This is a genomic window from Massilia phyllosphaerae, assembly GCF_034659755.1.
Lineage (GTDB): Bacteria > Pseudomonadota > Gammaproteobacteria > Burkholderiales > Burkholderiaceae_D > Telluria > Telluria phyllosphaerae.
Genome location: NZ_JAXSQX010000001.1, coordinates 1,560,036 through 1,583,099, shown reverse-complemented (window position 1 = coordinate 1,583,099; position 23,064 = coordinate 1,560,036). Strand labels below are relative to the sequence as shown.

The 23,064-nt window shown below is 67.7% G+C and carries 15 protein-coding genes; 7 read left to right on the top strand and 8 right to left on the bottom strand.

Annotation, left to right across the window (positions count from 1 at the left end):
* Window positions 1-21: 21 nt before the first annotated feature.
* Together U1H99_RS07105 and pnuC are read right to left on the bottom strand one after the other, a co-directional pair.
* Window positions 22-564: an AAA family ATPase gene (locus U1H99_RS07105; RefSeq protein WP_323141012.1), complete on the bottom strand. Its 543-nt coding sequence runs from the start codon at window positions 562-564 to the stop codon at window positions 22-24.
* Window positions 561-1,178 carry a nicotinamide riboside transporter PnuC gene (gene pnuC, locus U1H99_RS07100; protein WP_323141011.1) on the bottom strand — a complete coding sequence of 206 codons (618 nt, stop codon included), beginning with the start codon at window positions 1,176-1,178 and terminating at the stop codon, window positions 561-563. The genes U1H99_RS07105 and pnuC overlap by 4 nt, the downstream gene beginning before the upstream one ends.
* 218 nt (window positions 1,179-1,396) lie before the next feature.
* On the opposite strand from pnuC, the gene U1H99_RS07095 reads away from it, so the two are divergent.
* Genes U1H99_RS07095 through U1H99_RS07070 form a run of 6 tightly spaced genes read left to right on the top strand, consistent with a single transcriptional unit; the run spans window position 1,397 to window position 8,648 of the window.
* Entirely contained in the window at window positions 1,397-2,644 is a 1,248-nt protein-coding gene (locus U1H99_RS07095; protein WP_323141010.1) for an efflux RND transporter periplasmic adaptor subunit, read from the top strand.
* Window positions 2,645-2,653: 9 nt separating this feature from the next.
* Window positions 2,654-3,346 (top strand): ABC transporter ATP-binding protein, encoded by a 693-nt coding sequence (locus U1H99_RS07090; RefSeq protein WP_323141009.1) that lies wholly within the window; start codon window positions 2,654-2,656, stop codon window positions 3,344-3,346.
* Entirely contained in the window at window positions 3,336-4,604 is a 1,269-nt protein-coding gene (locus U1H99_RS07085; protein WP_323141008.1) for an ABC transporter permease, read from the top strand. The genes U1H99_RS07090 and U1H99_RS07085 overlap by 11 nt, the downstream gene beginning before the upstream one ends.
* Window positions 4,601-5,794 carry an ABC transporter permease gene (locus U1H99_RS07080; RefSeq protein ID WP_323141007.1) on the top strand — a complete coding sequence of 398 codons (1,194 nt, stop codon included), beginning with the start codon at window positions 4,601-4,603 and terminating at the stop codon, window positions 5,792-5,794. The genes U1H99_RS07085 and U1H99_RS07080 overlap by 4 nt, the downstream gene beginning before the upstream one ends.
* Before the next feature lie 29 nt (window positions 5,795-5,823).
* Window positions 5,824-7,230, top strand: a complete 1,407-nt coding sequence (locus U1H99_RS07075; RefSeq protein ID WP_323141006.1) for a sigma-54-dependent transcriptional regulator — start codon at window positions 5,824-5,826, stop codon at window positions 7,228-7,230.
* Window positions 7,227-8,648, top strand: coding sequence for a sensor histidine kinase (locus U1H99_RS07070; RefSeq protein WP_323141005.1), 1,422 nt, complete (start codon window positions 7,227-7,229; stop codon window positions 8,646-8,648). Before U1H99_RS07075 ends, U1H99_RS07070 begins: the two co-directional genes overlap by 4 nt.
* Before the next feature lie 161 nt (window positions 8,649-8,809).
* Here U1H99_RS07070 and U1H99_RS07065 read toward each other — a convergent pair whose 3' ends face one another.
* The 3 genes from U1H99_RS07065 to U1H99_RS07055 form a co-directional block, all read right to left on the bottom strand.
* Window positions 8,810-10,945: a S46 family peptidase gene (locus U1H99_RS07065; RefSeq protein WP_375341585.1), complete on the bottom strand. Its 2,136-nt coding sequence runs from the start codon at window positions 10,943-10,945 to the stop codon at window positions 8,810-8,812.
* A gap of 133 nt (window positions 10,946-11,078) precedes the next feature.
* On the bottom strand, window positions 11,079-11,654 hold the full coding sequence (locus U1H99_RS07060; RefSeq protein ID WP_323141004.1) for a proprotein convertase P-domain-containing protein: 576 nt from the start codon (window positions 11,652-11,654) through the stop codon (window positions 11,079-11,081).
* An 81-nt stretch (window positions 11,655-11,735) separates the two neighbouring features.
* Window positions 11,736-13,688 carry a rhamnogalacturonan lyase B N-terminal domain-containing protein gene (locus U1H99_RS07055; protein ID WP_323141003.1) on the bottom strand — a complete coding sequence of 651 codons (1,953 nt, stop codon included), beginning with the start codon at window positions 13,686-13,688 and terminating at the stop codon, window positions 11,736-11,738.
* A 227-nt stretch (window positions 13,689-13,915) separates the two neighbouring features.
* Here U1H99_RS07055 and U1H99_RS07050 point away from each other — a divergent pair, with 227 nt between their 5' ends.
* Window positions 13,916-14,908: a bile acid:sodium symporter family protein gene (locus tag U1H99_RS07050; protein WP_323141002.1), complete on the top strand. Its 993-nt coding sequence runs from the start codon at window positions 13,916-13,918 to the stop codon at window positions 14,906-14,908.
* A 136-nt stretch (window positions 14,909-15,044) separates the two neighbouring features.
* Here U1H99_RS07050 and U1H99_RS07045 read toward each other — a convergent pair whose 3' ends face one another.
* Genes U1H99_RS07045 through U1H99_RS07035 form a run of 3 tightly spaced genes read right to left on the bottom strand, consistent with a single transcriptional unit; the run spans window position 15,045 to window position 23,043 of the window.
* Window positions 15,045-16,508: an efflux transporter outer membrane subunit gene (locus U1H99_RS07045; protein ID WP_323141001.1), complete on the bottom strand. Its 1,464-nt coding sequence runs from the start codon at window positions 16,506-16,508 to the stop codon at window positions 15,045-15,047.
* 17 nt (window positions 16,509-16,525) lie between these two features.
* Complete coding sequence (locus U1H99_RS07040; protein WP_323141000.1) at window positions 16,526-19,858, bottom strand: efflux RND transporter permease subunit; 3,333 nt, start codon at window positions 19,856-19,858, stop codon at window positions 16,526-16,528.
* Window positions 19,855-23,043, bottom strand: coding sequence for an efflux RND transporter permease subunit (locus tag U1H99_RS07035; RefSeq protein ID WP_323140999.1), 3,189 nt, complete (start codon window positions 23,041-23,043; stop codon window positions 19,855-19,857). The genes U1H99_RS07040 and U1H99_RS07035 overlap by 4 nt, the downstream gene beginning before the upstream one ends.
* Window positions 23,044-23,064: the final 21 nt, after the last annotated feature.

Here is a 23,064-nt window from a genome sequence, read left to right as displayed (position 1 = left end):
CCGCAGGGGCGACGTGCAAGCTTACTCTGCACGGACTTGAGTAAGCAGGCCTTCAACCCGCGCCACCCGCTCCTCCAGCTCCCCCTCCACCAGCACATACGGTATCCCCCGCGCCGCCAGCACCGCCACCAGTTGCGCATGCACCCGCTGCCGCACTTCGTCCGAATCGCGCATCAGCCCATCCGGCACCCACGGCAGGTCCGGCGCCGCCACCAGCGTCAGCGCGTAGTCGTGCGCCGCTTCCAGCGCCAGCAGCGCGGGCGGCACGCGGCCCCAGTAGATGCGGCTGTAGACCGCTGTCATCAGCGGCGTGGTGTCGCAGAAAAGGAAACCGCGCGCGGCCGGCCGCGCCGCCATCGCATCCTCGCGCGCCAGCTGGGTACGCGCGATGCCGGGCTGGTCGTCTTCATGCGGCACGCGGCCGTGCACGTCGACGAACTCGCGCAGGTACTCCGGCACCCACAGCGTGCCGTAGCGGCGCGCCAGCGCGTCGGCCAGGGTCGACTTGCCGGTCGATTCGGCGCCGAGGATAGCGATGCGCCGCGGCGCGGCCGGCGCCGTCATTGCGCGCCCTCGCGCGCCGCCCTGCTCCAGGTGCGCAGGCCGGCCGCGGCCATCACGACGAACAGCGCGTACAGCACGGCCGTCAGGTACAGCTGCTTGTGCACGTACAGGCCGACGTAGATGACGTCGACCACGATCCAGACATGCCAGTTCTCGACCTTCTTGCGCGCCGTGAGCAGCGTGCCGAGCAGGCTGCCGGCGGTCAGGAAGGCGTCGGTGCCCGGCACGTCGGTGTCGGTGGCATGGCCGAGGAAGGCCCACAGCAGCAGGTAGCCGAGCGCCCAGCCGGCAAGGGCCCTGGTCCAGCCGGCGCGGTCCATGCGCGTGACCACCAGCGGCGCGCCGGCAGCGGCGTCGAGGCTGCCGCGTCCACCTTTCAGCCACTGGGTCCAGCCCCACAGCGAGGCCGCGATGAACACGCCCTGCAGGCCGGCATCGCCGTACAGGCGCGCATCGAAGAACACGATGCCGTACATGGCCGACGAGACGATCGCGAACAGCCAGGCCCAGTGCAAGCGGCGGATGTTCAGCAGCACCGTCGCGATCGACAGGGCGAAGGAAATCAGTTCCAGCGGCGTGGTCTTGAATCCAAGGATGAGGAGGCTGTCGTTCATGCGGGCGCCGTATCGGATGGGTCAGCGATTATCCGAGCTGCGGCGGCTTTATGCAAGGCGCCGCAGCTCGCACCGGTATCCGCGCCGCTGTCCGCTTCCGGACACCCTTGCCCGGCGCCGGGCAGCACAGGGCCGGCAAACCCGCCGTTTCACGGGGGAACACGGCCTGGCACGCCGCTTGCAATACAGGACACATAGCCACTTCGACGTACCGCCCCATGGACCATGCCATCCCGATCGAGACCCTGCGCCGCCGCCGTCTGCACCACATCGCCGGCGCCGCCTGCCTGTTCGCGTTTCTGTGCGCCGGCGCCTGGGGCCTGAACCGCGTACTGCGCCCGAGCGTGGATGCGGGCGCGATCGTGGTATCCGAAGTCCGGCGCGGCGACGTCGACAACACGATCAACGCCGCCGGCGTGGTCATCCCGGTGCACGAGGAAGTGGTGGCCAGCCCGGGCGCGAGCCGGGTCGCGCGTGTGCACGCCAAGCCGGGCCAGCAGGTGCGCCAGGGCGACCTGCTGCTCGAACTCGACGACCGCGCGATCCGGCTGGCACTGGAAGCGCTGAAGGAGCAACTGGCGCAGCAGGACAACCGCGTCGCCACCCTCGGCCTCGAGATGGACCAGAAACTGAAGCAGACGAACAGCAGCATCGAGCTGCTGGAAATCGACCTGCAGGCGGCGCGCGTGCGCCACGAGCGCAACCAGAAGCTGCGCGCCAGCGGCCTGGTCTCCGGCGAAGACCTGCTCACCGCGGAGCTGAACGTCAAACGCACCGGGATCCAGCTGCGCCAGCAGCGCGAACTGGTCGAGGACACGCGCCGCGCCACCGCCGGCGCCGTCGCCGCCACCAAGCTGCAGCAGGCCATCCTGCACAAGCAGATCGCGCAGCAGGAGCAGCTGCTGGCCCAGACCCGCGTGTGCGCGCCCTTCGCCGGCATGCTGACCTGGGTGCTCGAGGAGGAAGGCGCCAGCGTCGCCGCCGGCCAGCTGGTGGCGCGGGTCTCGGAACTGAACAACTACCGGGTCGAAGCCAGTTTGTCGGACTTCCACGCGCGCCTGCTCGCCGCCGGCCAGCCGGTGCGCGTCGAGCAGAACGGCGAAATCCTGGCCGGGACCGTGCACACCATCTTCCCCGAAATCCAGAACGGCAGCATCAAGCTGCTGGTCGACCTGGCCAGCCCGCGCAACCCGAACCTGCGCAACAAGATGCGGGTGGACGTCAACGTCGTCACCGCGCACCGCGCGCAGGTGCTGGTGCTCGACAACGGCGCCGCCTTCAACGGCCGCGGGCGCCAGCCGGCCTTCGCGGTACGGGACGGCATGGCGCGCAAGACCACGCTGGAACTCGGCGCCAGCGACGGCAAGGTCATCGAAGTGGCGGCCGGGGCCTGGCCGGGGGACCGCTTCATCATATCCGACACGGGTGCCTTCAAGGACCTGGACAGCATCCGCATCGCCAACTAGGAGATTTACATGATCAGATTGAACAAGGTCAGCAAGACCTATCGCACCGACAAGGTCGAGACGCTGGCCCTGAAGGACATCGACCTGCAGGTCGCGCGCGGCGAATTCGTGGCCATGATGGGGCCGAGCGGCTGCGGCAAGAGCACGCTGCTGAACCTCATCGGCCTGCTTGACCGGCCGGGCCAGGGCAGTATCGAGATCGACGGCGTCGCCATCACCCGCTACCGCGACCGCCAGCTGGCCAAGCTGCGTAACCAGACCTTCGGCTTCATCTTCCAGAGCTTCCACCTGATCCCGGACCTGCGCGTGATCGACAACGTCGAGCTGCCCCTGCTCTACCGCAGCGGCAGCGATGGAAAAAGCAGCGAACGGCGCCGGCTGGCGCGCGAAGCGCTGGAACGGGTGGGGCTCTCGGCGCGCATGGACCACTACCCGAACCAGCTGTCGGGCGGCCAGCAACAGCGCGTGGCGATCGCGCGCGCCATCGTCGGCCAGCCGCAGGTGCTGCTGGCCGACGAGCCGACCGGTAACCTGGACAGCAAGATGGGCGCCGAGGTAATGGACATCCTGCTCAAGCTGAACGCCGAGGGCACGACGGTGGTGATGGTCACCCACGACGAACAGGAAGCGCGCCGCGTGAATCGCATCGTGCGCGTGTTCGACGGCCAGCTGGTAACGCCGGAGCGCCTCCATGCTGCGTAACTACCTGCTCACCGCTTATAAAGTCTTCATGCGCCGCAAGCTGTTCACGGCCATCAACCTGGCCTGCATCGTGCTCACGCTGGTGGTGCTGATGGTGATCACGGCGCTGCTGGAAACCGCGTTCTTCCCCTCCGGTGTCGAAGGCAGGAGCGCGCGCATGCTGCAGGTGTACGGCATCCGCAGCGAGGGCGCCAAGAGCGAGACCTGGCGCACCACCCTGATGGGCTACAAGGCGGTCGAGCAAGCCTTGAAGCCGCTGGGTCGCGATCCGCATTCGGGCGTGGAACGCATGTCCGCCTTCACGACGCCGGCCTCGGTATCGGTCTACCAGGGCGACCGCGTCAGCGAACTCGATCTGCGGCGCGTCGACGCCGATTACTGGAAGATCCTCGACTTCAAGCTGCTGGCCGGGCGCCTGCCTGACGCCGGTGACGAACAGGCCGGGCGCATGGTGGCGGTGATCAACGCCAGCACCGCGCGCAGGCTGTTCGGCACCGCCGGCGCGATTGGCCACGCAGTCGGCCAATCGATTGCGGCCAGCGGCCAGCAGTTCCGGGTCATCGGCGTGGTCGAGGATGCGCTCCAGATCAATGCCTATGCCGACATGTGGGCGCCGCTCACCACCTTCCCCTCGAGCGACTACCGCAACGAGATCACCGGCAACTTCGCCGCGATGCTGCTGGCGCGCGACCCGGCCGACCTGCCGCGCATCCGCCAGGCGGTCGAGCGTGCCGCGAAGGCCTTCGTGACGGAAGACCCGCACGTCTATTCCATCACCCAGTTCTGGGCCGACAGCAAGCTCGATGTATTCGCGCGCGCCCTGCTGAGCAACCAGGGCGTGGCCGACTCCGGCGCCGGCACGCTGCTGGCGATGATCGGCGGCGGCATGCTGCTGTTCATGCTGCTGCCGGCACTCAACCTGGTCAACCTGAACACAGGCCGCATCCTTGAGCGCAGCGCCGAGATCGGCGTGCGCAAGGCCTTCGGCGCCACCAGCCTGCAGCTGGTCGGCCAGCTGGTGGTCGAGAACGTGCTGCTGTGCCTGGTGGGCGGCCTGCTCGGCCTGGCCTGCACCCGCCTCGCGCTGTGGTGGCTGGAAGCCTCGCAACTGATCCCTTACCTTGAAGTCCACCTGAATGCCACCGTGTTCGGCTGCGGCATGCTGCTGGCCTTTATCTTCGGCCTGCTCTCCGGCGTGATCCCCGCCTGGAAGATGTCGCGCCTCGACCCCGTCCACGCCCTGAAAGGAGCCGCATGATGCTGCGCCACCTGTTGAAACTGACCTGGAAGCGCAAGTCCAGGCACCTGATGCTGAGCCTCGAGATCCTGCTCGCCTTCGCCGTCGTGTTCGGCATCGCCGCCTTTGCGCTGCGCTACATGCAGCTGTACCGCGAGCCGGCCGGCTTCGACGGCACCGACGTCTGGTCGGTGGCCATCGTCACCGGCGACAGCAAGTCGTCCGCGATCCCGGCCGACATCTACGACACGCTGCGCCGCAACCTCAAGGCGCTGCCGGAGGTGCGCGAGGTCGGCTTCGTCTCGTACTCGCCCTACACCAACTCGACGTGGATGAACGCCTATCAATCGCCGCAGACCGGCGCCAAGGTAGCCACCAACATCCTGGAAGCCAGCGACGGCGTGGCCGCCGCACTGGCGATCCCGGTCGTACGCGGGCGCTGGTTTTCCGCCACCGACGAAGGTTCCCCGGTCGTCCCGGCGGTCATGAACCGGCGCCTGGCGGCGGCCATGTTCCCGGGCCAGGAAGCGCTCGGCCGCGAGTTCACCGACAAGGACAGCAAGCGCACGATCAAGGTAGTCGGCATCGTCGACGAATTCCGCCACCGCAGCCCGCTGATGGTTCCGGTGAATTTCATCATGACCCGCTTCGCGCCGCTCGCCGGCGAGTCGCGCGTGCGCACCATCGTGCTGAAGGTCGCGCCGGGCACGCCGCGCGGCTTCGAGGCCAGCCTGAACCGGCAGCTGAAGCTGGTGCGCAACGACTGGTCGTACACGATCGCGCCGCTGGCGGCCATGCGCGCGTCGCAGATGAGGGACCTCCTGATCCCGCTGGCGGTGCTGGGCGTGATCGCCGCCTTCATGCTGGCCATGGTCGCGTTCGGCCTGTTCGGGGTGCTGTGGCAGAACACCGCGCGCCGCATTCCCGAGATCGGCCTGCGCCGCGCGATCGGCGCGCGCGCCGGCGACATCTACCGCCAGATCGTCGCCGAGCAGCTGCTGCTCAGTTCCGTCGCCATCGTGCTCGGCCTGATCCTGCTGGTGCAGCTGCCGCTCACCGGCGCACTGGGCCAGATGATGAACTGGCCGGTGTTCCTGGGGGCCGCCGGGCTGTCGATGGTGGTGATCTATCTGCTATCCTTGCTGTGTTCCCTGTACCCGGGCTGGCGCGCGAGCCGTCTCAGCCCGGCCGAAGCACTGCACCACGAATAACACGCCATCCCAGATTGAATACCGTTTATATGGAATCCAGGCGCCGGCGGCGCGTGCTGGTGGTCGACGACGACAGCGCCGTCCAGGTGTCGCTTGCCCTGCTGCTCAAGCAGGCGGGTTTCGACGCGCGCTGCGCCGACGACCCGCGCCAGGCGCTGCACCTGCTGGACGACGGCCCATTCGACCTGGTCCTGCAGGACATGAATTTTTCGCTGCAGACCAGCGGCGAGGAAGGCCTGGCGCTGCTGGCGCGCATCAAGGAACGCCATCCGGCGCTGCCGGTGCTCCTGATGACGGCCTGGGGCTCGATCGGGCTGGCGGTGCGCGGGGTCAAGGCCGGCGCCGCCAACTTCTTCACCAAGCCCTGGGACAATGGCCAGCTGGTGGCGCTGGTGGAGGCGACGCTGCAGGCAGCCATGCAGGAGACACCAGCCCCGCAGTCGACGCCGCAGTCGACACGCCAGGCCCTCGACGCCCGCTTCGACTTCGGCGCCATCGTCGGCGAGCACCCGAAGCTGCTCAAGGTGCTGGAGACCATCGGCCAGGTCGCGCGCACGCGCGCGCCGGTACTGATCCTGGGCGAGAGCGGCACCGGCAAGGAACTGGTGGCCGACGCCATCCACCGCAACAGCCCGCGCGCGGCCCAGCCCATCGTCAAGATCAACATGGGGGCGATCACACCGACGCTGTTCGAGAGCGAGATGTTCGGCCACGTGCGCGGCGCCTTCACCGATGCGCGCAGCGACCGCAAGGGCCACGTCGCCATGGCCTCCGGCGGCACCCTGTTCCTCGACGAGATCGGCGAACTGCAGCGCGGCGACCAGGTGAAGCTGCTGCGCGTGCTGCAGGACCAGCGCTACCAGCCGGTCGGCGCCAGCCGGTCGGAGCAGGCCGACCTGCGCGTGGTCTCGGCCACCAACCGCGAACTGGCGGAACTGGTGGCCGGCGGCGACTTCCGCGAAGACCTGTTCTACCGCCTCAACCTGATCACGATCCGCCTTCCCGCCCTGCGCGAACGGCGCAGCGACATCCCGCTGCTGGCGCGCCACATCGTGGCCGGCGTGGCCGAGAGCTACGGCCTGGGCGGCATCGTGCTGGCGCCGGCGGCGCTCGACTGGCTGGCGGCCCAGCCCTGGCCGGGCAACATCCGCCAGCTCAAGCAGACGCTGGAGCGCACCGTGCTGCTGTCCGGGAAAGACCAGCTGGGCCAGGCCGACTTCCTGGCCACCAGCGCGGTCGACGAGGGCGCGCCCGGCGCCCGCCTCGGGGTCGACGGCATGACGCTGGAACAGGTCGAGCGCCACATGATCGAGCAGGCCTTGCAACAGCAAGGCCGCAACATCTCGCGCGTGGCCAAGGCCCTCGGCCTGTCGCGCACGGCGCTGTACCGGCGCCTCGAGCGCCACGGCCTGGGCGGCGTGGACGAGGACGAATGAAGCTCGATGCAATGTTCGGCATCGGCCTGGAGGTCGGACTGGGCAAGCGGCTGGGGCTCTACCTGGTGGCGCTGCACCTGCCGCTGTTCGGCTGCGCCATCCTGCTGCTGCCGGCGCAGCCGCTGTGGTTCGTGCTGGCCGAAGCCGCGCTGCTGGCCAGCCTGGCGCTGGGCTGGCGGCTGGTGCGGCGCGCGCTGGAACCGCTCGGCTACACGCGCCGCTTCCACGACCTGCTGCAGGACCAGCAGTACGCCAACCGGCTGGCGGCGCCCGGCACCCACGAACTCGACGACCTGGTCGGCGTCTTCAATACCATGCTCGCCGCGCTGCACCGCGAGCGCCTGGCGATCGGCGAACAGCAGGGCTTCCTCGACCGCCTGCTGGAAGCGACGCCGGGCGCGGTGCTGGTGTTCGACTTCGACGGCGCCATCAGCCTGCTGAACGCGAGCGCCGCCGGCCTGCTCGGCCTGGAACGCCCGCTCGGCCAGCCGCTGCGTCACTGGCAGGAGGGCGGCGGCGCCTGGAGCGCCGCGCTCGACGCCCGCGCACGCGAGCGCAGCCGCCAGCTGGTCGCCCAGCTCGATGCGCTGCCGCTGGGCGACAGCCGCCTGCTGACCGACCTCGAAGGTCGCCGCTACCGCGCCCAGCGCGGCCAGTTCTTCGACCGCGGCTTCGCGCGCCACTTCCTGATGGTCGAGGAGCTGACCGCCGAACTGGAAGACTCCGAGCGTGCCACCTACGCGCGCCTGATCCGGGTGCTGGCGCATGAAGTCAACAACACGGTGGCCGCCACCCGTTCGGTACTGGACTCGCTGCTGACCTACCGCAACCAGCTGGCGGCGTCCGACGCCGACGATTTCGCCACCGCGATCCTGGCGGTCAAGCGCCGCAACGTGAGCCTGGGCGAATTCATCGACCGCTTCACCACCGTGGTCAAGATGCCGCCGCCGGTGCTGCGCCCGGCGGCGCTGCGCGAGGTCATGGACGACATCCTGTGGCTGAACCGGGACGCCTGCGCCAGCCGCGGCATCCAGCTCGGCTGGGCCCAGTGCGACGCCGTGCCCGCGCTCGCGCTCGACGTGCAGCTGATCGAGCAGGCGCTGCTCAACATCGTCAAGAATGCGGTGGAGGCGATCGATGCCGGGCATGCGGCGCACGGGACCTCAGGCGGCGCGATCCGGCTCGAGCTGGCCGACGAAGGCCGGCGCGTGCGGCTGTCGGTGGTGGATTCGGGCGGCTTGCTGGAAGCGACGCCGGTGCGGCAGCTGTTCACGCCCTTCTTCAGCACCAAGAAAGGGGGCCAGGGGATCGGCCTGATGTTCGTGCGCGAGGTACTGAGCCGGCATGGGTGTACGTGGTCGCTGGCGGCGGGTGGGGCTGGGGAGACGCGGTTCGATATCTGGTTTCCGGTGAGCTAATACGCCGTCAATGCCGGAAGTCAGCTGCTTATGAACGTCGTCCCCGCGAAGGCGGGGACCCAAGTTGCACGCATTTCGTTAGCGCACGCAGAACTTGGGTCCCTGCCTGCGCAGGGACGACGTTGGTTTATGGCGCGGCCATTTCCACGCCGCGACGCCGATTATTGCTTCGGATACTTGACCGTCATTTCCTTGAGCAGGTTGTCGGCATGATCAACCTCCTTCATCACCCACAGCATGTAGCGGATATCGACGTGGATCGCGCGCGTGATGGCCGGGTCGAAGTACCAGTCCTTGGTGATCGATTCATAGGTCGAATCGAAGTTCAGGCCTACCAGCTCGCCGCGCTTGTTCATCACCGCCGAACCCGAATTGCCGCCGGTGGTGTCGGCGCTCGACAGGAAGTCGACCGGCACCGTGCCCAGTACCGGATCCTTGAACACGCCCCAGCGCTTGTCGCGGATCGCCTGCAGCAGATTGGCCGGCGCGTTGAACGGTTCTTTACCCGTGTTCTTCTCGAGGATGCCCTGCACGGTCGAGAACGGCCCCTTGATCACGCCGTCGCGCGCCTGGTAGGCACCCACGGTGCCGTAGGTCACGCGCAGGGTCGAGTTGGCGTCCGGGTAGACCGGCTTGCCCTGCGACTTCTTCCAGGCGATCACGGCTTCCATGTATTGCGGGATCACGCGTTCCAGGTTGCCGTCGACTTCCTTGCGGCGGTCTTCCAGCGCCATCGCGACGTCCTGCAGGCGCACGGCGAGCTGGATGAACGGGTCCTGCGAGTTGCGGAAGGCGGCCGGGTCCTTGCCGATCCAGGCCAGGCGCTTGGCGGTGTCGCCCAGTTCGGTCGACTTGTACAGCGCCGGGACGGCTGCCGGCGCCGGCAGCAGCCCGTCGAGTCCCTGCGGACGGGCCTTGGGATCGATCTTGGCGTAGCGGTTCAGCGCCGCGGTGTAGCGGGCCTGGTCGACGCTGGCGACGAAGGATTGCTCGAGGCGGTTCAGGCGCGCCTTGATGAAGGAAAGGTCGCGCTCCTGGTAGCCGGCTTCGCGCTGAGCGTCCGGCTTCTGGCGTTCCAGCGACAGGCGGTACAGGGTGCGCGCACTTTTCAGGAGATCGCTGTGGGTGGCTTCCGCCCACGCGGCTTCCTGGCGGCTGGTCGCCATGTCGGCGCCGATGGCGGCGTCGAGGTCTGCCAGCAGCGTGCCATTTTTACCGTGCTGCTTGTACCAGCCGCGGAACTGGCCGTCCTGGACGTCCTTGATGGCGGCGATGTCGGTACGCGCGAAGCCGTCGAGCAGGCCCTGGGTCTTCTTCAGCACATTATTGAGGCTCTTGGCCACGCTGGCATAGCGCACGTCGTAGTTCGGGTTGCCCATGGTGCTTGCCGCGATCACGGACAGGTCGGCGGTGATCGATGCGACCTTGGCCGGATAGTCGACGTCGCGCGCGAAGCGCACTTCGGAAGGCAGCTTGTAGCGGCTGGTGCGGCCCGGGTAGCCGGCCAGCAGGATCGGGTCGCCGTTCTTCAGGCCTTCGGCGGAGACGACCAGGAAGTCCTTCGAGTGATACGGTACGTTGTCGGGCGACGGATCGGCCGGGCGCCCATCCTTGCCGACGTAGGCGCGCAGGAAGGAAAAGTCGCCGGCCTGGCGCGGGAATTCGTAGTTGTCGATGTCGCCGCCGAAATTGCCGACGCTGTCGGCCGGCGCGTACACCAGGCGCACGTCGCGGATCATCAGCTGGCGGATGCGGTAGTACTCGCCGCCGCGGTGGAAGGCCGGCACCGAGCAGCGGTACGCTTTATCGCTCTCGCATTCGGCGATCAGCGCCTTGATGCGGCTTTCCACCTGCTCGTGGCGTTCCTTGCCCGACAGGTTGGGCGCCAGGCCCTTCAACACGCGTTCGGTCACGTTCTCGACCTTCTCGGTCACGTACACCAGCGTGTTGGGACCGCCGGCCAGTTCGGCGTCGCGGGTCTTGGCCAGGTAGCCATTGACGATGTAATTGTGTTCCGGGGTCGAATTGCGCTGCACGGCGCCGTAGGCGCAGTGGTGGTTGGTGACGATCAGGCCATCCGGCGACACGAACGAGGCCGAGCAGCCGCCCAGCGACACCATCGCGCTCATCGGGTGCTTGGAGAGGTCGGCCAGCTTCTCGGCCGGAATGGTGATGCCGATGCGCTTCAGTTCGGACTTCAGTTGCGGCAGCTGGTGCGGCTGCCACTGGCCCTCGTCGGCGTGGGCGGCGGAAAACGCGCCCATCAGAGCGACGGGCAGGACGATCGATTTGAACAAGGTTGTACCCCGGTTGAGTAAAAAGCGAGGTCGAGTATATCGGCTCTCGCCTGGCCGGGAAATACATTTGTCGCACAAAACCACGGCGCCACGCCGCCACTTTGCCATGGACTGCCCTGCCCGGCCGCGCCGCTCAAGCCTTGCGGCGGCGCGGTACGGCCAGGCCCAGCAGGCCGAGGCCGACCAGCGCCAGGCTGGCCGGCTCCGGCACGGCGGCGCTGATGCCCCAGGCGTCGATGGTGCCGGCATCGCCCGCTTCGCTGTCGGTCACCGTCAGCGTCCAGTCGCCGAAGATGTCCTGGCCGATGAAGGCGGCGAGCGCCTCCTCGGGCCGGAACGACCCGGTATAGGGCGCATACGCATAGCCGGCGTCGATGCCGATGTCGGCCTGGTCGTCGAACACGGTGCCGGTGTAGTTGGCGCCGCCGGACCCGCCCTGGCGGTTGGCGAGCAATACGGTGGTGGCGCCATGGCTCAGGCGCAGCACCAGGTCGGCATCGTAGCTGTGGGTGATGTCGAGCAGCGCGTCGACGTCTAGGATGCGGCCGTGGCTGTCGACAGTCAGCGTCGAGGTGACGGTGCAGGTATCGCAGATGGCGACCGGAACCTGGGGGCTGGTGTAGGTGGTGACGACGGCAGCCTGGGTGGTAGCGGCGCTGCCAAGGGCGAAGATGGCGGCGGCGGTCAGGCGAAGGGATTTGAGGTGCACGGTGGGCTCTGCTGAAATAGGGATCATGAAAGAATGCTCTCCCGGGATCGAGGGAGAGCGGGGATGCTCAGGCAAGCGCGCTCAGTCAATCTTGATGAGGTCGAGGGCATCGAACGCATAGCCGGGCGTCAGCCAGCTGGAGCTGCTGGTCGAACCGCTGACGACCCAGACTTTCAGCGTGTTCTGGCCGGCCACCAGGGCGCTCGCCGGAATCGTGTAGTCGTAGGTGATGTTGCGCGCACGATAGCTGCCGACCGTCATGGTGCGGGTGGACGGCTGGGCCGGCGGAAACACGTCGCCGGACTGCGAGCCGACGAAGGGCGAGGTCCAGCCGTTGACGGCGATCTGCGGCCGGCCGCCGGCCTGGGCGGTCGTCACGCCGATGCGGAAGCGATAGGTCGACGTTGCCGATATCTGGCTCGGCTTCAGCGTGAAATTCACCGTGACCGGACCGTTCGGCGCGCCCGTCAACCCCTTCCACTGGTAAGCCGGCATCTGCGCGCGCGGGGTCGCGACGCCGACCTGGTAAGGGTTGGCCACGCTGGCCGTGTCGAACCACGGGCTCATGCGCACGTCGGACGGGTGCATGATCGTGATCTTGTCGCCGTTCAGTAATTCCCGCGGCGTGCCGTCCCACTCGCCGATGCGGAACAGGGCCTGGGTCAGGCTCGGATCGCCTTTCGCCAGGTGCCATTTGCCGCGTGGATCGTCGCTGTTGGCCAGCGCATCGGCGACGATGGTCACGGCCGGCACGATGTTGGTGGTGCCCGCCGTGACGCTGACCTGGGAGCTGGCGACGGCCAGCTCGTTCTTGTACACCGTCATCGTGTAGGTGCCGGGGATCATGCCATCGGCATTCACATGGCCATCGTTGCTGGCGGCATCGGCCCAGTACTGGGCACCGGCGCTGGCGAACCCGACGGTATAAGGATAAGCGGTATTGCGGCCATAGATCGCCGGCACGAACACATTGCCGCGCGCGGTCGGCGGCACGTAGCCGAGCAGGTTCATCTTCGAAAACCAGGTGGTGTCGACCGGACCGGGCGCCGCACCGTTGGTGAAGCTCATGGTGTAGGCGTTCAGGCGGTTCAGGCGGAAGCCTTCGGTCTGGCCCTCGCCGTAGTTGACGATGTAGGTGATCTCGTTATTGGTGCTGGTGATCTGGTTGAGCAGGCTGCGATAGAAGGGACCGCCGGAGCCGCCCTCGTTGTTGTCGCGCACGATCCATATGCCGACACTCGGGCCGGTGCCGCCGATGTACGCCCAGTCCTTCAGGCGCATGTTGGAGTAATGCTTGGAACGCGTTTCGCCGGCATTCGGGCCGCTGGGGATGCCGAAGATGTCGCCCGACTCGATGGCGCCGTTGGTGCTGCGTAAATCGTCGGGCCAGGACGGCGGACGGTTCGGATCGGCATTCACCACCAGCCCGCCCGGCGTGCCGCTCGGTGTGCCGTTGGGCAGCGCGGCGATGCGCATGCGGGCGATGAAGCGCACCAGGGCCGAACCGGTCGGCTCGGCGGTGAAATAGGTGCCCATGTAGATCCTGGCGTCGCCCTTTTTCACCAGGTAGTAGTGGGTCAGCACGCCTGTCGCGCCGCCCACCGTCGTCACCGTGACCTTGATGTAATCGCTGGCCGCCGTCACCGCGCTCTGGCCCGCGGCCGGCAGGGCGACCGGCGTCGCATTGCCGTTCGCGTCGACGACTTCCGCCTTGACGCTGACGCCGGTCTGGTCCGTATAAATGTAGTCGTAGCCGGTATTGACCTGGGTACCCCTGCCCGCATCCTGGTATTCGACGCCGTTGTACACCAGGCTGGCCAGGTCGCCCGGCGAGGTCGTGCTGGTGTCGGTCGGGAAGCCGCGCACCTTGAACACCAGGCCGGCATTGGTATCGATGGTATAGCTGACGACTTTGTCGCTGGCGTCCTTAGTCGCGGTGACGCTGAAGGCCGCCTGGGCTTGCAGGCTTGCGCAGGCAAGCATGGTGAACAGCACGCCCGCGCGCAGCACGGGTGTCGATCGAGGTTTCCGCATTTTCGTCTCCTGGTTCTTGTTGGTTTCGCATTCCAGTATTGAATCCAAATACACAGGGGTCAATCGCTTGGAGACGACAAACGAAAAGACTCACGGACGTGAGCGAATCGGGAACGCGGCGGCGGGCGGCCCCGGGGTGGCCCCGGGGTGGCCCCCCCTTTCTGCGACGCCAAGCGAATGCAGATAAAATGACGGGTTCAACACGCCAGCAGCCCCGCCGGAACTCCATGCCCCGCTTCCTAGAACAGACCACCACCACCCTGCGCCGCCTGGCGCCCGACACCTTCACCCTGTGGCTGCTCGGCACCATCGCCCTGGCCAGCCTCCTGCCCTGCAGCGGCCCGACCGCGGTCGCCCTCGGCAAGATCACCAGCTTCGCCATCGGCCTGCTGTTCTTCCTGCACGGCGCCAAGCTGTCGCGCGAGGCGATGGTGGACGGCCTGACGCACTGGCGCCTGCACCTGCTGGTGCTGGCCTCGACCTTCGTCATGTTCCCGCTGCTGGGCCTCGTCATGAAGCCGCTGTCCGGGACCGTGCTCCAGCCGGATCTGTACGTCGGCATCCTGTTCCTGTGCACCCTGCCCTCGACCGTGCAGTCGTCGATCGCCTTCACCTCGGTGGCGCGCGGCAACGTGGCGGCCGCGGTGTGCAGCGCCTCGGCTTCGAACTTCGTCGGCATCTTCGTCACGCCGCTGCTGGTCGGCACCCTGATCGCGCGCGGCGCCGCCGGCGGCTCGCAGCTGGACGCGATCCTCACCATCGTCGAACAGCTGCTGCTGCCCTTCCTGGCGGGCCAGTTCATGCGGCCGTGGATCGGCGCCTGGGTCGACCGCCACAAGCCGATGCTGAAGATCGTCGACCAGGGCTCGATCCTGCTGGTCGTGTACACGGCCTTCAGCGAATCGGTGAACGAGGGACTGTGGCACAAGCTGTCGCTGTCGGCGCTGGTCACGCTCGGCCTGGTGTGCGGCGCGATGCTGGCGGTGGCGCTGCTGCTGGCGGCCTGGACCAGCCGTCGCCTGGGCTTCAGCAAGGAAGACGAAATCACCATCGTGTTCTGCGGCTCGAAGAAGAGCCTGGCCAGCGGCGTGCCGATGGCGAAAGTCCTGTTCGCCCCGAGCGCGCTCGGCATGGTGATCCTGCCGGTGATGCTGTTCCACCAGATCCAGCTGATGGTGTGCGCGATCCTGGCCGCGCGCTGGGCCAAGCGCCCCGGCTGACAAACCGCAAACCGGGGTCAGAGCCCGGTTTTTGGAAATAAATTCGGGGTCAGAGCGCAATCTTGTACTGATTGTGCTCTGACCCCGAAGTTTCCAATCTCCTGATGATTGTGCTCTGACCCCGGTTTGCGTTGGGTCAGGGCTGCGCGTGCCAGCCGCCGCCGAGCGACTGGATCAGGGCGACGGCCGTGGTCTGGCGGTCGGCCTGGGACTGGATCAGGTTGCGGCGCGCGTTGAGGGCCGTGATCTGGGCCGTCACCACGTCGGTGTAGCTCACCTGGCCCGCGCGGTAGCGGTTCAGCACCTGCTGCTCGACCTTGTCGGCGGCTTCGGATGCCTGGCGGCGCAGGTCCTGCTGCTGGGCCAGCACGCGGGTGGCGGTCAGCTGGTTTTCGACGTCGGCAAAGGCGGTCAGCACGGTCTGGCGGTAGTTCGCCGCGGCCTGCTCGTGCGCGGCGCGCGCGCTCTCGACGCGGGCGCGGGTCGCCCCTGCATCAAATAATGTCTGGGCCGCCGACAGGCCGAACGACCAGGTCGCCGCCGACACGTTCAGCAGGTCGCCGATGCGGCTCGCCGCGGTCGCGTAGTTGGCGCTCAGGCCGACGTCCGGGAAGTAGGCCGAGCGCGCGATGCCGATCTGCTCATTGGCGGCGGCGACGCGGCGTTCGGCGCTGGCGATGTCCGGACGGCGCTGCAGCAGCGTGGCCGGCACCCCGACCGGGACGTCCGGGACGGTCACGTTCCAGGGTGCCGCCGGCAGCGAGAACTCGGCCGGCGCCTTGCCGACCAGCACAGCGATCGCGTGCTCGAGCTGGGCGCGTTGGCTGCTCAGCGACAGCTCGTCGCTGCGCGCGGTCGCCAGCTGGGTCTCGGCCTGGTACACGTCCGAATGCGGGATGATGCCGACGTTGTAGCGGTTCTGGGTGATGCGCAGTTCGCGCTCGTAGCCCTCGATGGTGGTCTTCAGCAGCTCACGCTGGGCGTCGACCGAGCGCAGCGACACGTAGTCGAGGGCCAGCTCGCCCTGGGCCGACAGGCGCGCGGCCGCCAGGTCGGCGGCGCTGGCCTGGGCTTGGGCGCTGGCCGCGGTGACGCCGGCGCGCAGGCGGCCCCACACGTCCGGCTCCCAGCTGCCGCCGATCGACAGGCGGAAGTTGTTGCGGACGTCGCCGCCGCTGCTGCCGCCGATGATGTTGCCGTTGGCGTCGACCGTGGCCGCACCGCCGCCGCCGCGCGACCCCGAGCGAGTGCCGGAGCCGTTCAGGGTCACGCTCGGGAACAGCGACGCACGCTGCTCGGCCACCAGCGCGCGCGCCTGGGCATACGCCGCCACGGCCGCCGCCACGTTCTGGTTCGAGACCTCGACCTGGGACGCCAGGTCGTTCAGCACCGGATCGCCGAACAGGGTCCACCACGGCCCGCGTTCGAGCGCATCGGCGGGCGCCGCCGGCACCCAGCCCTGCATTTCCTTGAATTGCGCCGGCGCCGGCGTGGTGGGCACCTGGTAGGTCGGGCTCACCGAGCAGCCGGCGGCAAATACGGAAGCCGCCAGCGCCAGCAGGGCCGGACGGAAGGGTAAGACAAATCGGGTTACACGCATGCTTGGTCTGTTCTTGTTCATGAATTCGTGGTGATCGAAGGCTGGGGCTCGATAGAGTGGCGCACCAGCTCGTGTTCGTCCGGCTTCCGGCTGCGCAGCTTGTCCATGTAGACATAGACCACCGGCGTGGTGAGCAGCGTCAGCAGCTGGCTGGCCAGCAGGCCGCCGATGATGGCGATGCCAAGCGGCTGGCGCAGTTCCGAGCCTTCGCCGAAGCCGATTGCCAGGGGCAAGGCGCCCAGGGCAGCCGCCAGCGTCGTCATCAGGATCGGGCGGAAGCGCAGCAGGCAGGCTTCGCGCACCGCCTCGGTGGCCGACAGCCCCCTCGCCCGCTCCGCTTCCAGCGCGAAGTCGATGATCAGGATCGCATTCTTTTTCACGATGCCGATCAGGAGGAATACGCCGATCAGCGCGATGATGGAGAACTCCATATGGAACATCAAGAGCGCCAGCACCGCCCCGACGCCGGCCGACGGCAGCGTCGACAGTACCGTGATCGGGTGGATCAGGCTCTCGTACAGGATGCCCAGCACGATATAGATGACGACGATCGCCGCCAGGATCAGCAGCGGCTGCTGCTTGTTCGATTCCTCCGCCTGCTTGGCCTGGCCCTGGAAGGTGCCGCGCACGTTGACCGGCATGCCGATGTCGGCTTCGGCCTGGCGCACCGCGGCCTGGCCGTCGGACAGCGAGGAACCCTGGGCCAGGTTGAACGAGATCGTGGTCGCCAGTTCGCCGTCCTGGTGATTCACCGAGCTCGGGGTCGAGCGCTCGGCGAAGCGGGCGATGGCCGACAGCGGCACCATGTTGCGCACACTGGTGGCCAGCGCCGCACCGCTGGATGGGTCGCGCGCCGCGGTCAGGTTGCTTGGGCTGGTCGGCGTGCCGCCGCTGCTGCCGGTGCTCGAGGCGACGCTGGTGGAGGCAGTGGCCCCACCCGTGGTGGTGCCGGTGCCGCTGGCCGCGCTGGCGCCGGCGGTGGTATTAGTGGTCGCGGAGGACGCGGTCGACCCGGCCGGCACGTACACGTCGTCCAGCGCCTCCGGCGACTGTGCATACTTCTGCGCCACGCCCATGATCACGTGGTACTGGTTCAGCTCGTCGTAGATGTTGGCGACCTGGCGCTGGCCGAAGGCGTTATACAGCGCATTGTCGACGTCCTTGGCGCTGATGCCCAGGCGCGCCGCGCTGTCCTTGTCGATCTCGACATAGGTCTCGACGCCGTTCTCGGCCTGGTCGGTGTCGACGTCGGTCAAGGCCTTCTGCCCCTTCATGGCGTCGGCCAGCTTGGTCGCCCAGGCTTTCAGGTCGTTGCGGTTGTCGCTCTTGAGCGTGTACTGGTAAGTGGAGTTGCTCTGGCGTCCGCCCATGCGCAAATCCTGCACCGGGTTCAGGAACAGCTGCACGCCGGTGATCTTGGCCAGTTGCGGGCGCAGGCGCGCGATCACTGCCTGGCCGCTCTCGCCCTTGGCGCGCTGGCTGGCCGGCTTCAGGTTGACGAACATGAAGCCGCCGCCGGCGCGCGAACCGCCGGTGAAACCGACCACGGTGTCCACCGCCGGATCCTTCTTGATCGTGTTCACCAGCTGGTACAGCTTGCCCTGCATGGCCTGGAACGAGATACTCTGGTCGGCGCGCATGCCGCCGTTGATCTGGCCCGTATCCTGCTGCGGGAAGAAACCCTTGGGCGCGGCCGAGAACAGGAACACGTTGAGGCCGACCACGAAGGCCAGGATCAGCATCACCAGCAGCTTGGCGTCCAGCGCCCAGTCGAGCGCGTGCTCGTAGCCTTTCAATATCTTGTCGAAGCCGGCTTCCGACCACCTTGCCAGCACGCCCGGCTTGCGCTCGGGCTTCTGGCCGTGTTTCAGCAGCAGCGCGCACAGCATCGGCGTGGTGGTCAGCGAGATCACCAGCGAGATCATCACCGCCACCGACAGGGTGACGGCGAATTCGCGGAACAGGCGCCCGACCTGGCCGCCCATGAACAGCAGCGGGATGAACACCGCCACCAGCGACAGGCTGATCGACAGCACCGTGAAGCCCACTTCCTGGGCGCCGAGCAGGGCCGCCTTCATGCGGTCCATGCCCTCTTCGACGTGGCGGCTGGTGTTTTCCAGCACCACGATGGCGTCGTCGACCACGAAGCCCGTGGCCACGGTCAGCGCCATCAGCGACAGATTATTCAGCGAAAACCCGAGCAGGTACATCACGCCGAAGGTGCCCAGCAGCGACACCACGGTCGCCACCGCCGGCACCACGGTGGCGCGTACGCTGCGCAGGAACACACTCACCACCAGCACCACCAGCAGGATCGAGATCATCAGCGTCAGCTCGATCTCGTGCAGCGACGAGCGGATTGAGTTGGTCGAGTCCGACGCCACCTGCAGGCTCACGTCCTGCGGCAGCTGCGCCTGCAGCGAGGGCATCAGCGCGCGCACGCCGTCGACGGTCTCGATGATGTTGGCGCCCGGCTGGCGCGTGACCAGCACGATCACCGCCGGCTGGCCGTTGAACAGGCCGAGGGTATTGATGTTCTCTACGCTGTCGGTGACCTCGGCGATGTCCTGCAGGCGGATCGCGGCGCCGTTGCGCCAGGCGACCACCAGCCCGCGGTAGTCGGCCGCGGTGCGGCCGTTGGTCGGGGTGTTCGCCTGCGAATAGATCTGCAGGCGCATGCCGCTGCCCTCCAGCGCGCCTTTCGGGCGGTTCGGATTGCTGGCCTGGATCGCGGCGCGCACGTCTTCGCTCGACACGCCGTGGTGGTTCAGCTGGTACGGGTTGAGGTCGATACGCACCGCCGGCAGCGAGCCGCCGCCGATCTCGACGTCGCCGACGCCCTTCACCTGGGCCAGCTTCTGCTGCACCAGGTTCGAGACTTCGTCGTAGATCTGGCCCGGGCTGCGCGTCTTGGACGTCAGCGCCAGGATGATCACCGGCGCGTCCGACGGATTGGCCTTGCGGTAGGTCGGGTTGCTGCGCAGCGTCGACGGCAGGTCGGCGCGCGAGGCGCTGATCGCGGCCTGCACTTCGCGCGCGGCCGAGTCGATCTGGCGGTTCAGGTCGAACTGCAGGCTGACGCGGGTCGAGCCGTTGCCGCTGTTCGAGGTGATCTCGTTGACGCCGGCGATCACGCCCAGCCTGCGTTCCAGCGGCGTCGCCACCGAACTGGCCATGGTGTCCGGGCTGGCGCCCGGCAGGTTGGCGCTGACCGAGATCGACGGGAAGTCGACCTGGGGCAGCGGCGAGACCGGCAGCACGAAGAAGGCGCCGATGCCGGCCAGCGCCAGCCCCAGGGTCAGGAGCACGGTCGCGATCGGCCGCTGGACGAAGGGCTTCGACAAATTCATGCGTCGGCCTCGCGTGCATTGACCGGCGGCTTCAGCAGCGCGGCTTCATTGCCTTGTCCCGCCGGCGCCTTGGGCTGAGGCGTGGTCGCCGAACCCGGACCCGAGGGCTTGGCCGGCTCCTGGCCGCCCCAGCGGCGTGCCAGGCGGTCGAAGGCCAGGTAGATCACCGGCGTGGTGAACAGGGTCAGCATCTGGCTCACGATCAGGCCGCCGAAGATGGCCAGGCCCAGCGGCCGCCGCAGCTCGGCACCCTCGCCCCAGCCGAACATCAGCGGGATGGCGGCGAACAGCGCAGCCAGGGTGGTCATGATGATCGGGCGGAAGCGCAGCATCGCCGCCTGGTGGATCGCGGTGCGCGGGTCCTTGCCCTCGTCCCTTTCGGCTTCGATGGCGAAGTCGATCATCATGATCGCGTTCTTTTTCACGATGCCGATCAGCAGGATGATGCCGATGATGCCGATCACGCCCAGCCCCTGCCCGGTCACCATCAGCGCCAGCAGCGCGCCGACGCCGGCCGAGGGCAGCGTCGACAGGATGGTCAGCGGGTGGATATAGCTTTCGTACAGCACGCCGAGCACGATGTACACGCACACCACCGCCGCCAGGATCAGCCACAGCTGGTTCGACAGCGAGTTCTGGTAGGCGCCGGAAGCGCCGAGGAAGGTCAGCGTCACCGAGGCCGGCAGCTTGATCTGCTCGGCCGTTTCGCGGATCGCGCTGACCGCGGTGCCCAGCTTGACGCCGGATGCGGTATCGAAGCCGACGGTGGTGGCCGGGTACTGCGCCACGTGGGTGATCTGCAGCGGCGCCGCCTGCTCGCTGATCGAGGCGATGCTGGACAGCGGCGTCGGCGACCCGGAACCGGTGCGCAGCTGCAGGTTGGATAGCGAGTCGAGTGACATCTGCTCGTCCTGCTGGGCTTCCAGGATCACGCGGTACTGGTTGGTCTCGGTGAAGATGGTCGACACGATGCGCTGGCCGAAGGCGCTGTACAGGGCGTCGTCGACGTTGGAGGCCGTCACCGACAGGCGCGAGGCGCTGTCGCGGTCGATGTTGACGTAGGCAGCGGCACCGGTGGCGCCGGCGTCGGTGACCACGTTGCGCAGTTCCTTGCGCTGCGCCATCGCCTGCGACAGCTTGGTGGCCCACTCGGTCACGGTCTTGGTGTCGGCGCCTTCGATCGACAGCCGGTACTGGGTCGGGCCGCTCTCGGCATCGATGGTCAGGTCCTGGGTCGGCTGCAGGTACAGCGTGGCGCCGGCCACGTTCTGGGCCACGCGGCGGCGCAGGCGTTCCATCAGGTCTTCCTGGTTGCTGCGGTCTTCCTTCAGGTTGATCAGCATGGTGCCGGTGTGCAGCATGGTGTTGTTGGCCGCATCCACGCCCACCGTCGAACTGAGCGACAGCACGTCGGGGTCGGCCAGCACTTCGCGCGCCACGGCCTGCTGCATCTCGGCCATCGCCTGGTAGGAGATCGCCTGGCGCGCTTCGACGCGCGCCTGCAGCTGGCCGGTGTCCTGGGTCGGGAACAGGCTTTTCGGGATGAAGGTCCACAGCAGCGCGGTCAGCACCAGCGTGCCGAGCGCCACCAGCAGGGTCAGGCCCTGGCGCGCCAGCACCCAGTTCAAGCTGGTGTCGTAGTGCTTGATGACCCAGTCGAAGCCGCCCTGGAATTTACGGGCAAACTTGCTCTCGTGGGACTTGTCCTCGGCCTTGAGCCAGCGTCCCGACATCATCGGCACCAGCGTCAGCGACACCACGGCGGAAATCAGGATGGTGATCGCCAGCGTCACCGCGAATTCGCGGAACAGGCGGCCGACCACGTCGCCCATGAACAGCAGCGGGATCAGCACCGCGATCAGGGACACCGTCAGCGAGATGATGGTGAAGCCGATCTGGGTCGCGCCCTTGAGCGCCGCCGCCATCGGCTTTTCGCCTTCTTCTATATAGCGCGCGATGTTCTCGATCATGACGATCGCGTCGTCGACCACGAAGCCGGTGGCGATCGTCAGCGCCATCAGCGACAGGTTGTTCAGCGAGTAGCCGAGCAGGTACATCACGCCGAAGGTGCCGATCAGCGAGATCGGCACCGACAGGCTGGCGATGATGGTGGCGCGCAGGCTGTGCAGGAAGGCGAAGATCACCAGCACCACCAGCACCACGGCCAGCACGAGTTCGATCTGCACGTGCTCGACCGAGGCGCGGATGCCGGTGGTGCGATCGGACAGCACGCTCAGGCTGATGTTGGCCGGCAGGCTCGCCTGCAGTTCCGGCAGGCGCTCCTTGATGGCGTCCACGGTGGCTATCACGTTGGCGCCCGGCTGGCGCTGCACGTTGAGGATGATCGCCGGCTTCATGTTGGCCCAGGCGCCCAGCTTGACGTTTTCGGCGCTGTCGACCACGCGCGCCACGTCGGACAGGCGCACCGGCGCGCCGTTGCGGTAGGCGACGATCAAGCCCTTGTAGTCGGGCACCGTGACCAGCTGGTCGTTGGCGTTGATGGTGTAGGCGCGCGCCGGGCCGTCGAAGCTGCCCTTGGCGCTGTTGGCGTTGGCGTTGGTGATCGCGGTGCGCAGCGTGTCCAGGCCCAGGCCGTACGAGGCCAGCGCATCGGTGTTCGCCTGGATCCGCACCGCCGGGCGCTGGCCGCCCTGCAGCGTGACCAGGCCGACGCCGCTGACCTGGCTGATCTTGAGCGCCAGGCGGGTGTTGACCAGGTTCTGCACCTCGGTCAGCGGCATCGTGTCCGAGGTGATCGCCAGCGTCAGCACCGGCGCGTCGGCCGGATTCACCTTGGCGTACACCGGCGGCGCCGGCAGGTCGGTCGGCAGCAGCGAGCCGCCGGCATTGATCGCGGCCTGCACTTCCTGCTCGGCGACGTCGAGCGTCTCGCCGAGGCTGAACTGCAGGGTAATCACGGACACACCGGCGGCGCTGGTGGAACTCATGCGCGACAGGCCGGACATCTGGCCAAACTGGCGCTCCAGCGGCGCCGTCACAGTGCGCGCCATCACTTCCGGGCTGGCGCCCGGGTACAGCGTCTGCACCTGGATGGTCGGGAAATCGACCTGCGGCAGCGCCGACAGCGGCAGGAATTTATACCCGACCAGGCCGGCCAGGATAATCGCCAGCATCAGCAGCGAGGTGGCGACCGGACGGCGGATAAAGGGTGCGGATGGGCTCATGCGCGCACCTCCGTACGGATT